Here is a 13,696-nt window from a genome sequence, read left to right as displayed (position 1 = left end):
GTCACCATCAAATTCGACTGTTCGATTCAAAAGTATGAAGGTAGAGAAAAGAAGGAGAAAAAGAACGCAGCTGGTGAAAGCAAATGTCATGCGATAGTTATGGAAGGAGCAGGACATCTCCAGGTTGGAGCAGCTGATTCTTCAAATTGTTCACTTGCTTGAGTTCATATACATAAGCCTGCAGGGACGTTCCCTTGGGTGCATGTAACTGAGCCAGTTCCCACAACGTGTCACCGGGCTGGATGACCACTTGCTGTTTGGTTTCTTCTATTGTATACACGGCTTCTTGACCTGATTCGTCCGTCGAATGTCCGGCCCGCGCAATCGCCCCGTACAAGAAACTGACCAAAAGAATCGCAATCGCCGTAAGCAGAACGAAACGCATCATTCTTCTTTTGTGTAACCGGGTTTTTTGGTCCAGGCCTGTTTCGGAACCGATCGAATTGGAATAGGTGTAAAGCAGTGATCTTGTATGCTGCGCATCCAGAAACGGTGGTTTGCCCGACTTGGATGAAACAGAAGGATGTGTAGAAGCAGATGGTGTTGGAGCAGATGGTGTTGGAGCAGACTTCGTTGTAGAAACAGGGGAAGCAAGAAATTGATCGTAGTGCATGAGAACGACCTCCAAACATTTGTTCTGTAATCAGATTAACAAGAACATCTGTTTGTGTCAAGCCTTTTTACGAACTCATGTTTGTGGGAACCGGAGTTCTATGGTATAATTTCCTACAAGAAGAATGTGACAGTTCCAGCAAGACCGAATACATTACCAAGGTTGTGGAGTGATGACAGTGACCAAGCTTTCAAATCGACAGCAAGCGATACTTGAATTTATTAAAACCGAGGTTAAAGAAAAAGGCTATCCGCCTTCCGTTCGGGAGATCGGAGAAGCCGTAGGACTGGCTTCCAGTTCCACGGTACACGGACATCTCGAGAGACTGGAAAAAAAAGGTCTCATCCGGCGTGACCCAACCAAGCCGAGAGCCATTGAAATTCTCGATGAGGAAACCGGAGAGCCGCAATTCCCACTCGCTGTAAGCAAGGTACCTTTGCTGGGGAAAGTAACAGCAGGCGCACCCATCCTGGCAACCGAACACATTGAAGAATATTTTCCACTACCCAGCTATTATGTTGGGGATGAAGAAGTGTTTATGTTGTCTGTCATCGGAGACAGTATGATCGAAGTCGGCATTCATGATGGCGATTACGTCATTGTACGTCAACAGAACACCGCGGCCAACGGGGAAATTGTAGTGGCCATGACAGACGAGGATGAAGCTACGGTCAAACGGTTCTATAAAGAAAAAGATCATATCCGACTGCAACCAGAGAACGCCTCCATGGAACCGATACGCCTGCCAAATGCCACAATTTTAGGAAAAGTGATCGGACTGTTTCGCAACATTCACTAATGAACAAGCATGGACAAGCTCTTATATGTGCAATCATCGTCAAAGCCCTCCGTTTTTGGACAGAGGGCTTTGTTGCGTGCAGCTCCCGGCTTTCCTGCCGCCTGCTCGCTATTACATTTGAAGATGAAGAGGGCTATTCGCTTTTGCACGATACAAATATGCGACAGGGTCACCTGTATGATGCGTGCCCTGTTTCGAGGAAATGGGCTGAACAGCCAGTATGTTTTCTGTACGAAAGCTTCTGACCGCCTGCTTGTTCATACAATAAGCCCTGACGATTCCATTTCTGACAGACTGTATCATGACCTTCCGTTTAGAAAAGGTCCCCTGCTGGTCCATATAAATGATTTCCACCCATCGTCCGATATACTTATTCACAAAACCACCTCGAATAACGAACATTTGTTTGTATTATAACCGAACAAATGTTCTAATAGCAAGTGAATCGAGGATGAATCCGTATATACCTAACAACGATGGATCGAACAAACCGATTCGATATCATCCGGTTGCTTGATGCGAATCAGACTTCAAGCCTATTGTGTGCAATCACCTGCTGATACCATTCGAAGCTTTGTTTGGGTGTCCGCACCAGCGTTTCAAAGTTGACATGAACGATACCGAAACGCTTGCTATAACCCTCTGCCCATTCAAAGTTATCCATGAGCGACCAAGTCATGTACCCTTTCATATTGACCCCGGATGCAATTGCGCGGTGGAGCTGAAGCAAATGTTTTTGTAAATAAGCAATTCTGCGCGTATCGGCTACTTTGCCATTTTGCACCTCATCATTGTAGCAAGCCCCATTTTCCGTAATATAGATCGGCACATCACCGTATTGTTCCGTCAGCCAGGTTAAGACGTTGTAGAAGCCTTCCGGGTAAATATTCCAGCCAATGTCCGTTCTTTCCCGGCCTTCTTCTACATCTTCCCCATCATAATCACCTTCACCTTGCTTGTATGTGACCAGAGAACCCGTGTAATAGTTAATACCTAGAAAGTCGATCGGTTGCTGAATGATTGCCATATCTTCAGGCTGAATATTTACAGAGGCGCCCATCTTTTGATACCACGCCACCATGAAGTCTGGATAGCTTCCCTTGAATAAGGGATCGAGGAACCATTCGTTACATGCACCTCTCATTCTTCTTGCAGCAGCAACATCTTCTTCCCGATTGCTGTACGGCTCGTTCCAAGACACATTGGGCGCAATCCCAATCTGACCTTCCATATTTAGCTGGCGAAAGCGTTGCACCGTTTTACCGTGGGCAAGCAACAGATGATGGCCGATATCCAGTGCCATCTGAAGATCCTGATTTCCCGGAGCATGAGCGCCAAGATAATTGGAAAGGATCGAGACACACCAAGGCTCATTGATCGTAATCCAGTTTTTAATTTTTCCATTGAATTGCTGAAAGAGCGTTTCGGCATAGTGGACAAAATGATCGATCGTTTCCCGATTATCCCAGCCACCTTTTTCCTGCAAGGCTTGCGGCAAGTCCCAGTGATACAGCGTGCAAAACGGCTCGATATCTGCTGCAAGCAATGCATCCACCAAACGATGATAGTAATCCAACCCCGGTTTATTGAGCGTGCCTGTCCCCTCTGGATAAATACGAGGCCAGGCGACCGAGAAGCGATAGACTTTGACACCCAGCTTCTGTAGCAACGCAACATCCTCATCGATTCGATGATAGGAATCACAAGCCACATCACCTGTGTCCCCATTTTTCACCTTACCTGGCGTATGGGAAAATACATCCCAGATCGACAATCCTCTTCCGTCCGCGTTCCATGCTCCTTCGATTTGATACGACGCAGTCGCAGTTCCCCACTGAAAATGCTCCGGGAATATTAATTTTTGCATATCTACCATCTCCTTTCCTGACTCCACCTGCTGATTAATCAACCACCGCATGCCCTGGCCAAGCCTTGTTTCCCATACATTGTTTGCCTTACCTTTACCTTGCTTGCAATTCAAGGCCTTCAGACATCCATTACAACTGGTTTCTACTTTACCTGCAATTGAACCTGAAAGGAATGAAGGATATGATAAGCATATGAAGAATATAACTATTGATTTTTAAAGGAGAGGTGCATATATGCCAGATTCCTATGGCTGTCAAGTGCTGGCTGCCGGTTATTCTTATCACACAAAGCCCTTCCGTATCCATTTACAAGACGGTATGAATCACTACCTCATCCGTTTGCAAACAGAGGGGATGTGTCAGCTGCTCATAGATGGCGAGATGAAGAAAATCACCCCAGGACACCTAACCCTCTTCCAGCCGCATGATCCATACACACTATTAGTCGATCATACGTTCTCTACCGATCAAACCTGCAAGCTGGAAAGCGGAGACTATTATTTGTTCGTTGTCGGACCTTTTATCAAAAAATGGTGGGAGAGAGTAAAGCCAGGCAAATTGTACAAGGTAACGCTAGAAGAGGATATGGTGACCATGATCAAGCTGGTCACCAAGGAGCAGCTTCGCTCGGGTCAGCTCGCCAGTTCGATGCAGGACTACTTGACTCGAACCTTGCTGCATGCGATTGAGCTGTTGATGCAAGAGCAGGATGCACGATCAAATCAAACGTTTGTCGCTAACCAAATGAAGCGATATATCGAGGAGCACATTTCTACTCCTTTTCAAATTAAGGACATCGCGGCCCACATTGGACTCAGCCCATCACGCACCGGCCATCTGTTCAAAGAAATGTTTCATACGAGCATCATTAAATATACACTGGAGCTGCGACTTTCGATTGCCAGTGAGAAAATCAGATATACGCCCATGCCGCTGGAACAAGTTGCAGAAAGTTGCGGTTTTCAGCATTACACCTATTTCTATCAAATGTTCAAGCGTAAATTTCAAATGTCTCCAAGCGAATTCCGGCAAGGGTCACAGTACAAAATTCCCTAGCCACACCCTTCATGATCCACGATTATGGCAACAAACAAACCCCCTCTACACATTCCGTAAAGGGGGTTTGAACGTTCTTTATTTCCTCTTATCGTCGATGTCTTGCAGACGATTAGATATCTCGTTGATCTTAGTACAGCGTCAGATATTGATCTCTTTCCCACTGATGGACTTGCGTACGGTACATATCCCACTCGATTTCCTTCAGCTCAACGAAGTGGGCAAGGGCATGCTCACCAAGTGCATCGATGATAATATCATCTACCAGCATCTCATCCAGACCTTCTTTTAGAGAAGTTGGCAAGCTAGGGATACCCGCCTGCAAGCGCTCTTCTTCGGTCATCACATAGATGTTGCGGTCTGTCGGATCTGGAATGCTCATTTTGTTCTGAATGCCGTCCAGACCTGCACGCAGCATTACAGCAAGAGCCAGATAAGGATTGGCTGCCGGGTCCGGGTTACGCACTTCAATACGAGTGCTCAGACCACGGGAAGCAGGAATACGAATCATCGGACTACGGTTGCTCGCAGACCAAGCAACATAACACGGCGCTTCATAGCCTGGCACCAGACGCTTGTACGAGTTTACAGTCGGGTTGGTAATCGCTGCAAATGCACGAGCATGCTTGAGAACGCCCGCCATGTAATTGCGAGCCGTTTCACTCAGGCCCAGCTTGTCGCTCTCATCGTAGAAGGAGTTTCCTTCCGAGGTGAAGAGAGACTGGTGACAGTGCATACCGGAACCGTTAACGCCAAACAGTGGCTTTGGCATAAAGGTAGCATGCAGGTTATGTTTTCTGGCAATGGTTTTCACCACAAGTTTGAAAGTTTGAATTTGGTCAGCTGCTTTAATCGCATCCGCATATTTAAAGTCAATTTCATGCTGTCCTGGCGCTACCTCATGGTGAGAAGCCTCAATTTCAAAGCCCATTTCTTCAAGCGTCAGCACGATCTCACGACGACAATTCTCACCGAGGTCAGTCGGCGCAAGGTCGAAGTATCCACCCTGGTCATTCAGTTCCAAAGTCGGATTTCCCTTTTCATCGTTCTTGAACAGGAAGAATTCTGGCTCCGGACCTACCATCATGGACTCAAAGCCCAGTTCCTCAGCAAGCTTCAGATTGCGCTTCAGGATACCGCGAGGGTCACCTGCAAATGGAGTGCCATCCGGCATATATACATCACAAATCAAGCGAGCGATGCGGTCTTCTTGCACCCAAGGATAGATCAACCACGTATCCAGATCCGGATAGAGGTACATATCGGACTCCTCAATGCGAACGTAACCTTCGATCGAAGAACCGTCAAACATCATTTTGTTGTCCAATGCTTTTTCAAGCTGACTGACCGGAATCTCTACATTCTTGATCGTTCCGAGCAAATCAGTAAATTGCAATCGAATGAATCGTACATTCTCTTCTTTGGAAATGCGTAGAATATCTTGTTTCGTGTAACCCACAATATCCTCTCCTCAACTTCATTTGTTTTTGGATCGTAGCACCAGAAATGCTTCGACATGTCAGGTTCCATCATGTTGCGATACATTTTTGCCAGCTTGCCTGGACTTGCCTTCTTTTGTTACTTGTCTGACTTGACTTCTTGTCTTACTGGCTTGACTTACTTTGCTACTTTGGCTTTTTGCCTGGTCTGACACTTGTTCACTTTCACTTAAGTTATTACTTAAGTTTTTACTCAAGCTTTCCCTTTACCCTGCGTGCACGATTACGGTTTCTTAAAGAAACGAGTTAATTCACCCTGAATCAGTGAAACCTGCCCAGGTCGTTTCTCCAGGAGCTGACGCTTCAAGATCTTGTGCAGTTGCGAGTCGGACATTTCTTTCCTTCTCGACTCACTTTGCTCATTGATCACGGTCGCTTCCTCGGAGTCTTTTCCGACCGGATTCAGTACCTGTTTGATTCCTGCGATGTTGACGCCTTTTTCAATCAAATTCTTGATTTCCAGCAGGCGTTCTACATCGTTAAAGGAAAACAAACGCTGATTGCCGCCAGTTCGTGCAGGCACGATCAGCTCATGCTGCTCATAATAACGAATTTGTCTAGCGGTCAAATCCGTGAGCTTCATGACGATTCCGATGGGAAACAAGGCCATGTTTCTGCGAATATCTCCGCTCATCTCACATCAACCTTCCAGTATCTTTGTGATATTTCTATTGTAACGTGTCCGCAAAAACATGTCAAGGGATGTGAAGTTTCATTACAGAACCTGTTCTAAAATGTAGAGCTCTCCTTTTCGGGCATCCCATTTGGGTAAATGCGAGCCACTGCTTCCAGTACCGCCATTTTCACATGGGAGTAAGTAAGCCCACCCTGCATGTACGCAATGTAAGGCGCACGAATCGGGGCATCCGCAGATAGTTCCAGGCTACCGCCCTGAATAAACGTCCCGGCCGCCATGATGACGGGATGGTCATAGCCCGGCATATCCCAAGGTTCCGGAACGACATGAGCATCCACTGGAGAGGCTTTCTGTATGCTCTGAACGAACTGGATCACATCCGATTCCTGTTCGAACTGCACGGCCTGAATCAGGTCTGTGCGTGGTTCATCCCAGCGTGGCTGTGTGGACAAGCCCAGCCTTTCAAACAACGCCGCAGCGAAGATACTTCCTCTCACAGCCTGTCCCACCGCGTGGGGTGCTAGAAACAGCCCCTGGTACATAGCTCGCAATGTACCGAGCATGGCGCCCACCTCGCTCCCGATGCCCGGTGCGGTCAACCTGTAGGCGCTTTGCTCTACCAGCTTTCGTCGACCCACAATATAACCACCGGTGGATGCCAGTCCGCCACCGGGATTTTTGATCAGGGAACCGGCCATCAGATCCACGCCTACGTCGGTTGGCTCTTGCATCTCCGTAAATTCACCGTAGCAGTTATCTACAAAGACAATCAGGTCTGAGCGAATTGCCTTGATCCGCTTTGTCATCTCCCCGATCTGCTCCACGGTAAACGAGGCACGCCAGTCATACCCCCTGGAACGCTGGATGGCGATGACTTTGGTACGGGCAGAAATGACCTGTTCAACCTGCGGCCAGTTCACTCCGCCGTCTTCCAGGAGATCGACACATTGATAGGAGATGTCGAAGTCCTGCAACGAGCCTGTCCCGTCTCCCGGCTGACCAATCACCTTGTGAAGCGTATCATAAGGTCTGCCGGTTATATATACCAGCTCGTCACCTGGACGCAGCACCCCGAACAGGGCGCAAGCAATCGTATGGGTACCTGAGGCAAAATGAGGGCGAACCAATCCGGCTTCTGCCCCAAACACCTCCGCATAAACCTCGTCCAAAATTTCCCGGCCCCGATCATTGTAGCCATATCCGGTCGATCCCTGAAAATGATAATCGCTCACGCGATGATGCTGAAAGGCGCGCATGACCTTCATCTGGTTTTCGTCCACCGTTTGCTCCAGCTGCTGCACAACAGACGCGATCTGTTTTTCAATGTCTGACTTGAGTTGTATCCATGGCGGATTCATCTGCGGATTCCTCTTCATGTCTGTTCTCCTCTGTACAATTGGCCGGCTCCACTTCATACCGTTTCAGTAAATAGCCTTTTCGTGTATATTGTGATTTCGTCGTTCGCACGCAAACATAAGCCTCTTCTTCCTCCATCGACTGATGAACAATGTCTCCGAGCGAGTAGGCTGTAGACAGCAGCTTGCCTTCGTGAGAAGGAATGCGATAGGCGACCAGCTGACCAAACAACCAGTCTTGCATCGACAGTTTCAATTGATGCAAATCCTTTCGATCGAGCGCACTGAGTTTCACGTTCGGATGGTCGGAGCTGGCCGATATGACTGCTTCCTGCTGGGAAACCTGGTCCATCTTGTTGTACACGAGAATCTGCTCCTTGCCCTGTGCGCCAAGTTGTCCAAGCACGTCATCCACAACCCGAATCTGCTCAGCCGCATAGGGATGGGAGGCATCCACGACATGAAGAATGAGATCCGCCTCCAGCACTTCCTCCAGCGTAGATTTAAAAGCCGCTACCAAATCATGCGGAAGCCGCTGGATAAATCCGACCGTATCCGTTAACATGATTTCTCTGCCGCTTGGCAGCTTGAGCTTGCGTGTAGTCGGATCGAGCGTCGCGAACAGACGATTCTCGCTGAGCGTATCCGCACCCGTCAACTGATTCAGGAGAGTGGATTTACCCGCATTCGTATAGCCGACAAGCGCCACCTGCGGCACACCGTTTTTCTGTCTGCGTTCCCGATACAGTTTTCGGTGCTTCGTCACTTGCTCCAGCTGACGCTTCAAATCCCGGATACGGGTTCGAATATGTCTGCGGTCCGTCTCCAGCTTCGTTTCACCCGGTCCTCTTGTCCCGATTCCTGCTCCCAACCGGGAAAGCTGCTTGCCATGACCGATGAGACGGGGAAGTAAATAATTTAACTGAGCCAATTCAACCTGTAATTGACCTTCCTTTGTTTTCGCACGCTGGGCGAAGATATCCAGAATCAATTGGGTGCGATCCAGAATTTTCACCTGCAGCACTTCCTCGATGTTGCGAACCTGAGCACCCGTCAATTCGTGATCAAAAATGATCACATCTGCGTCAAGCTGTTCGGTCAACGCCTTCAACTCCTGCACCTTGCCCTTGCCCATCACCCATCTGGGATCATGGGATTCCCGGCGCTGAACCATCTGATCGAGCACGATCATGCCGGCCGTATCTGCCAGTTTTCTCAGCTCCTGAAGGGACTCTTCCTCCTGTTCCCCCTGCTGGGTCACGACACTGACGAGAATACCGGATTCCTGTTTGGATTGCTGTGTGGTATCTGCTGTATTCATGAAATAGCTTCCTCTTTCTATCGCTTAATATTGGTGGCGGGATACGCATTCAATCCCAGCGAAAATCCTCTGCTTTTAACAGCATCAAGTCTGCCCGCTGCGGGGACTGCACATGCTGTTCGAGCAGTCTGACCGCCTGAAACCGGATTGCCTTTTCAATCTGATTGCGAATATAGCGTGCATTGCTGAACGAGAGCTGCTGTTCCTGCTTGACTTTCAACATATGCTGTTTCAGCTTTTGCGTCGCATTGGGATGCAGTCTGTAATCCCGTAATTCCACCATCTGGCTGCATATTTGCATCAACTGCTCTACGGAATAATCGGAAAATTCGACCTGGATCGGAAAACGTGACGGCAGTCCCGGATTCGTCTGCAAAAAATCATCGATTTCATCCGGATAGCCTGCCAGGATGAGAATGAACTGGTTTTTGTGATCCTCCATCGCTTTGACCAGCGCATCAATCGCTTCCTTGCCAAAATCCTTTTCCCCACCGCGAGCGAGACTGTACGCTTCATCTATAAATAGAATACCACCCATGGCTTTTTTTACAAGTTCTCTTGTCTTCAAAGCCGTATGTCCAATGTATTCACCCACCAGGTCAGCACGTTCTACTTCAATGAGGTGGCCTTTACTGAGCACGCCCATGGCCTGGAACAGTTTAGCTATCATGCGAGCCACAGTCGTTTTGCCTGTGCCCGGATTTCCTTTGAAAATCATGTGATACACATGTGACTCCACATTCAGGCCCTCTTCTTGCCGGAACTTGCGGATTTGCAACAGGGCATAAATTTCATAAACCAGCTGCTTCACATTTTCCAGACCAATCAGTTGGTGCAGATCTTCGAACAGCTGCGTCGTTTCCTCTTCTGTGGAAACATGCCGAGGAATATTTCGTTTCACGGGAGCATCCTGGATCGGTTTTTGTGGCTCCGGATGATTCAGCACGACCTGTATTTTACCTGAATGTTTGGGAACGGCCAGATCTGTATGGGTCTTTCTTGCCTTCGCAGGAAGGATTTGCTCTTTCACACGATTCACCTCAGCAATCAAATTCCCTCTGCAAGACGACAGGGATATGATCATATATACGCGATATGCGGGGTGAAACATGCAGAAAAGCACCGATCGATCTTCTTTCCAAGATCAAGCGATGCTTCTGGGTGATGTGCTACCCTGCAGCCAGGGAATGGTCCTGGCGAGAGGCAACGACAGCACCTGTCTTCATTTTTTGATAATACACGAGCAGTCGGTCGAGCTGATGACTGAGTTGAATGACTTCCTCATGCAACATGCTTCCTCTATCCATGGCCGTTTCCACCATTTCCTGACGCAGCCGCTCAATCGCTTCCATCATCATTCTATCTTTCATTGCGCAACTCCTTACAAACACGTTTGCCATTATCTATCGTTCTTCCCTATACCCGTTCTCATCGCCCCTGAAACAAGCAACGAGCCTATTGTATACAAAATTTGATGTAAAATACTGTCGGAATCCCGTACTGAATTTGTCAAATTTGTGAACGAAGTTTTCACGCCTCAGCCAGATGTGCTCACTTGTTGCTCTACCGGAATTCGTTCCAGCTGCAAATGCTCGTTCTCAGGATGCCAATTGGCCTTCAGAACAAACGGAAAAGCGTCAAGCTGCATGCAATAATGGAAATCCTCCGGAGGTGCGGATGGATCATTCGCCAGTCGCAAAAAGCTTTCCGTTTTGCTTTCCGTTTGCAAATAAGCAGAAATTTCAGCGAAACGGGTCTCTTTTCCAAGCAGCCGATCCCTCAGAAATGCCGCACAAAGGGTATCCTCATCCGCTTCCTGCTGCCCTCCCCATCCCATGCATACCAGACTGACCTCAGCCGGTGCCTTTTGCTGAATATAAGAAACGATCGCACCTGCATTGACGAAGCTTCCGGTCAGCACTTCATCGGCCTGTCCAGCATGAACCAGACCTTGTGTTCCTGCACTGGTCGTATGTATAACGGTCTTTTCTGCAAAGGAAACGCCTTTGATTTGAGCGGGGGAATTGCCGTAATCAAAGCCTGGCAAAATGGTGCCTCCACGCTCCCCGATCAGGACCGATTGCGGATACTTCGCTTTTAGGCGGTGCGCATGGGCCAGATCTCCGACCGGAATAATTCGTTTTGCATCCTGATCGGACATATAGCAGGCCATGGTAAAGGCTCGAAATACATCAATAATGACGGCAATGCCTTTGGCCTGTTTTGCTCCTTCGATATAATGCAACGTGTGAATCTTCATCGTTCATCCCTCTCATTCAGCAATTGTCTGTGCTTGACTTGTCCTCGTGGGCTTTCACCCCCAAAGCGCACATCAAAGTCGGTTGGACTTTCACCAACTGGATCATACGTGCCTCTGGACACGCTTCAAGAATAAAAGATGTTTGCTGCTGCAAACGTTCGAAATGGCTATCATTCTTCATAATGCTTGCTTCTCTTCACAGGTGGTATGCAATTTTCGCAATAGAGCCTGTACAGCTTGTTTGGTATCCTCATCTGTGATCTCACCCTGTGCATTCAATTTCAGGCCAATATGCGGAATCATCAATGTTGCTCCTTCTGAAACTTCCGCGTGGATCATATTCAAGGTTAGCAGCAGGGATTCCATCGCTTTATCGCCGCCCCGCGGAGATGGGGACGCCGTAATGATCGCTGCGGGCTTGTTCATCAGCTCAGCAGAAGATACGACCCAATCCAGCGCATTTTTCAATACACCGGGGACACCATTTCCATATTCCGGGGTACATATGAGCAAACCATCCGCTGCCCGCAGCTTTCCTCTAAAGTCCTGCACGGCTATAGGTCCTTCCTCCACATCCAGATCAGGATTGAAATGAGGAAGGGAGTTCAGTTCCTCATAAACGGTAAAGTTCATATGTATAGGCGCGAGTAAAATCGCCGCCTTCATGAGTGCTTTATTCGAAGAGCTGCGCCGCAAGCTCCCAGAGATCGCTAAAATATTACATTCCTTTTCCCTCATATTGAGCCAACAACCTTTCCTTGCGAAATCCGCCTTTTTCTCATCCCATCAGTCACCCATCATTCATTCCAACCACAGCATTTTCCACTTTTCCAAGCTCCATTTTGTGTAGGCAAGCGTCTCTCTAAACTTGTGCCAGCTCATGTTCATGACCTTGGAAGGGGTCGTGGAAACAATGGCAGGCTCTATGCCTAAAAAGGCTGCCATATCCTGCGCTCTTGCTCCATGATAGCTGTGCGTAATAATGACTGCTGTCTCATATCCATGCTCATTCATTAAATCCTGACTATAGCGGAGATTTTCATAGGTGCTGGTCGCCTCATTCTCGAGGATGACTGCCTCGTCCGGCACACCCTGGGCTACCAGGTAGCGTTTCATACCCTCCGCTTCTGTCAACGAAGAGGTCGGTACGTCATACCCGCCGCTCACAATAAAGGCCGTGAAGCGTCCCTCTTCATACAAATCAAGGGCGTGATCCAGCCGCTCCCTGAGCCCCGGAGACGGTTCTTCTCCACGCAGCGCAGCGCCAAGTACAATTCCCACATCCACCGACTCACTTAGTCTGGCATCCTGAACCGTATGAATATTCCACTGTACATAGGCTACCCAGAAAATTCCGCTAGCCACGATGAACGCCAAACCTTTCCACAACCAGTTTCCCCGACGACGTTTTTTCTTCACTTTTGCCCTTCCCCCTGTCTTCCTCTCCCTAATTCTCCACTACGCTCCTTTCCTATCCTTAACTCCCCCTTAATTCCCGGTTCACGAGCGCATGACCAACTGCTCCGACGGACAAGTCAGAAATTGCAGCACATCTTCCGCCAGTTGTCCCGCGTCCTGATCCCAGCATATCAGATGACCCGAATTCGGGTACGAATGAAAGTGCTTCAACCCTTTTAGCCTGCGGTAAACAATTGAGCCGCTCATGGGATGCACAATGGGATCCAGGGCTGACGATGCAACAAAGGTTGGTACTTCGATCCGATCAAACTCATGTTTGGCTTGCTTCACCACTTTGCGGAATTCCTGCACCGCACAATAGGGAGTCAGCTTCATCTTCTGGAAATGGGTAAAGTCACGCTTCCAGAAGCTGGACCAGACAAATCTCGCAAAGCGTCCGGGACTCATATACAAATAGGCCGGGTTCAACAGAACCAGCCTTCTCACCTTTGCCCGGTTGGCCGCATAGGCGGCAAGCAGGCCGCCCATGGAAAAACCGATGAGATCAAATTGCGCGTACCGCTGAGCCATATTCTTTGCAGCCTGCTCCACCTCACTTAGCCAGTCCGCATGACAAGCGGATCGCAGATTGGTCAAACTGCGATCCTCGTGTCCTTTCAATGTCGGCAGTACACATGAAATCTGATGGTCACTCAGCCTGCTCGCCAGCGGCTCCAGCTCATAGGGACCCCCAGTAAATCCATGAATGAGCAGGCAGCCATGAGTGGAGGTGGTCGTTGCAACTGGCTGCTTTTCCAACGTTTGAGTATCTGTCATGTTTCTCATCAACGGCCTCTCACCTCCATCGCCTATTTCACAGCTTTGTACGA

The 13,696-nt window shown here is 48.6% G+C and carries 14 protein-coding genes; 2 read left to right on the top strand and 12 right to left on the bottom strand.

Going from position 1 to position 13,696, the window contains the following annotated elements; genetic code table 11:
- Window positions 1-97: 97 nt before the first annotated feature.
- Window positions 98-613 carry a LysM peptidoglycan-binding domain-containing protein gene (locus ACFSUC_RS15770; protein WP_379930584.1) on the bottom strand — a complete coding sequence of 172 codons (516 nt, stop codon included), beginning with the start codon at window positions 611-613 and terminating at the stop codon, window positions 98-100.
- Window positions 614-791: 178 nt separating this feature from the next.
- Between ACFSUC_RS15770 and lexA the strand changes: the two genes are divergently transcribed.
- Window positions 792-1,412: a transcriptional repressor LexA gene (gene lexA, locus ACFSUC_RS15765; RefSeq protein ID WP_379930583.1), complete on the top strand. Its 621-nt coding sequence runs from the start codon at window positions 792-794 to the stop codon at window positions 1,410-1,412.
- Window positions 1,413-1,935: 523 nt separating this feature from the next.
- Here the strand turns inward: lexA and ACFSUC_RS15760 are convergent.
- Window positions 1,936-3,279: a GH1 family beta-glucosidase gene (locus ACFSUC_RS15760; RefSeq protein WP_379930582.1), complete on the bottom strand. Its 1,344-nt coding sequence runs from the start codon at window positions 3,277-3,279 to the stop codon at window positions 1,936-1,938.
- 235 nt (window positions 3,280-3,514) lie between these two features.
- On the opposite strand from ACFSUC_RS15760, the gene ACFSUC_RS15755 reads away from it, so the two are divergent.
- Window positions 3,515-4,336 (top strand): AraC family transcriptional regulator, encoded by an 822-nt coding sequence (locus tag ACFSUC_RS15755; RefSeq protein WP_379930581.1) that lies wholly within the window; start codon window positions 3,515-3,517, stop codon window positions 4,334-4,336.
- A gap of 130 nt (window positions 4,337-4,466) precedes the next feature.
- On the opposite strand, the gene glnA is transcribed toward ACFSUC_RS15755, so the two are convergent.
- The 10 genes from glnA to ACFSUC_RS15705 form a co-directional block, all read right to left on the bottom strand.
- On the bottom strand, window positions 4,467-5,795 hold the full coding sequence (gene glnA, locus ACFSUC_RS15750) for a type I glutamate--ammonia ligase (RefSeq protein ID WP_379930580.1): 1,329 nt from the start codon (window positions 5,793-5,795) through the stop codon (window positions 4,467-4,469).
- 263 nt (window positions 5,796-6,058) lie between these two features.
- On the bottom strand, window positions 6,059-6,469 hold the full coding sequence (locus ACFSUC_RS15745) for a MerR family transcriptional regulator (protein ID WP_379930579.1): 411 nt from the start codon (window positions 6,467-6,469) through the stop codon (window positions 6,059-6,061).
- A 95-nt stretch (window positions 6,470-6,564) separates the two neighbouring features.
- On the bottom strand, window positions 6,565-7,848 hold the full coding sequence (locus ACFSUC_RS15740; RefSeq protein ID WP_379930578.1) for a methionine gamma-lyase family protein: 1,284 nt from the start codon (window positions 7,846-7,848) through the stop codon (window positions 6,565-6,567).
- Entirely contained in the window at window positions 7,793-9,148 is a 1,356-nt protein-coding gene (gene hflX, locus ACFSUC_RS15735; RefSeq protein ID WP_379930577.1) for a GTPase HflX, read from the bottom strand. Before hflX ends, ACFSUC_RS15740 begins: the two co-directional genes overlap by 56 nt.
- Before the next feature lie 49 nt (window positions 9,149-9,197).
- Window positions 9,198-10,178, bottom strand: a complete 981-nt coding sequence (locus ACFSUC_RS15730; RefSeq protein ID WP_379930576.1) for an AAA family ATPase — start codon at window positions 10,176-10,178, stop codon at window positions 9,198-9,200.
- A 139-nt stretch (window positions 10,179-10,317) separates the two neighbouring features.
- Complete coding sequence (locus tag ACFSUC_RS15725) at window positions 10,318-10,518, bottom strand: aspartyl-phosphate phosphatase Spo0E family protein (RefSeq protein ID WP_379930575.1); 201 nt, start codon at window positions 10,516-10,518, stop codon at window positions 10,318-10,320.
- Between the two features lie 167 nt (window positions 10,519-10,685).
- Window positions 10,686-11,408 (bottom strand): 2-phosphosulfolactate phosphatase, encoded by a 723-nt coding sequence (locus tag ACFSUC_RS15720; RefSeq protein ID WP_379930574.1) that lies wholly within the window; start codon window positions 11,406-11,408, stop codon window positions 10,686-10,688.
- 177 nt (window positions 11,409-11,585) lie between these two features.
- A complete protein-coding gene (locus ACFSUC_RS15715) occupies window positions 11,586-12,146 on the bottom strand; it encodes an NADPH-dependent FMN reductase (RefSeq protein ID WP_379930573.1) in 561 nt (186 codons plus the stop codon).
- A 63-nt stretch (window positions 12,147-12,209) separates the two neighbouring features.
- Window positions 12,210-12,827 (bottom strand): YdcF family protein, encoded by a 618-nt coding sequence (locus tag ACFSUC_RS15710; RefSeq protein WP_379930572.1) that lies wholly within the window; start codon window positions 12,825-12,827, stop codon window positions 12,210-12,212.
- A gap of 81 nt (window positions 12,828-12,908) precedes the next feature.
- Window positions 12,909-13,652, bottom strand: coding sequence for an alpha/beta hydrolase (locus ACFSUC_RS15705; RefSeq protein WP_379930571.1), 744 nt, complete (start codon window positions 13,650-13,652; stop codon window positions 12,909-12,911).
- Window positions 13,653-13,696: the final 44 nt, after the last annotated feature.

Origin of the sequence: Marinicrinis sediminis (genome assembly GCF_042685085.1) — a bacterium.
Taxonomy (GTDB): domain Bacteria; phylum Bacillota; class Bacilli; order Paenibacillales; family KCTC-33676; genus Marinicrinis; species Marinicrinis sediminis.
The sequence above is the reverse complement of the archived record's forward strand: the minus strand, read 5'-3'. Positions and strand labels throughout refer to the sequence as shown.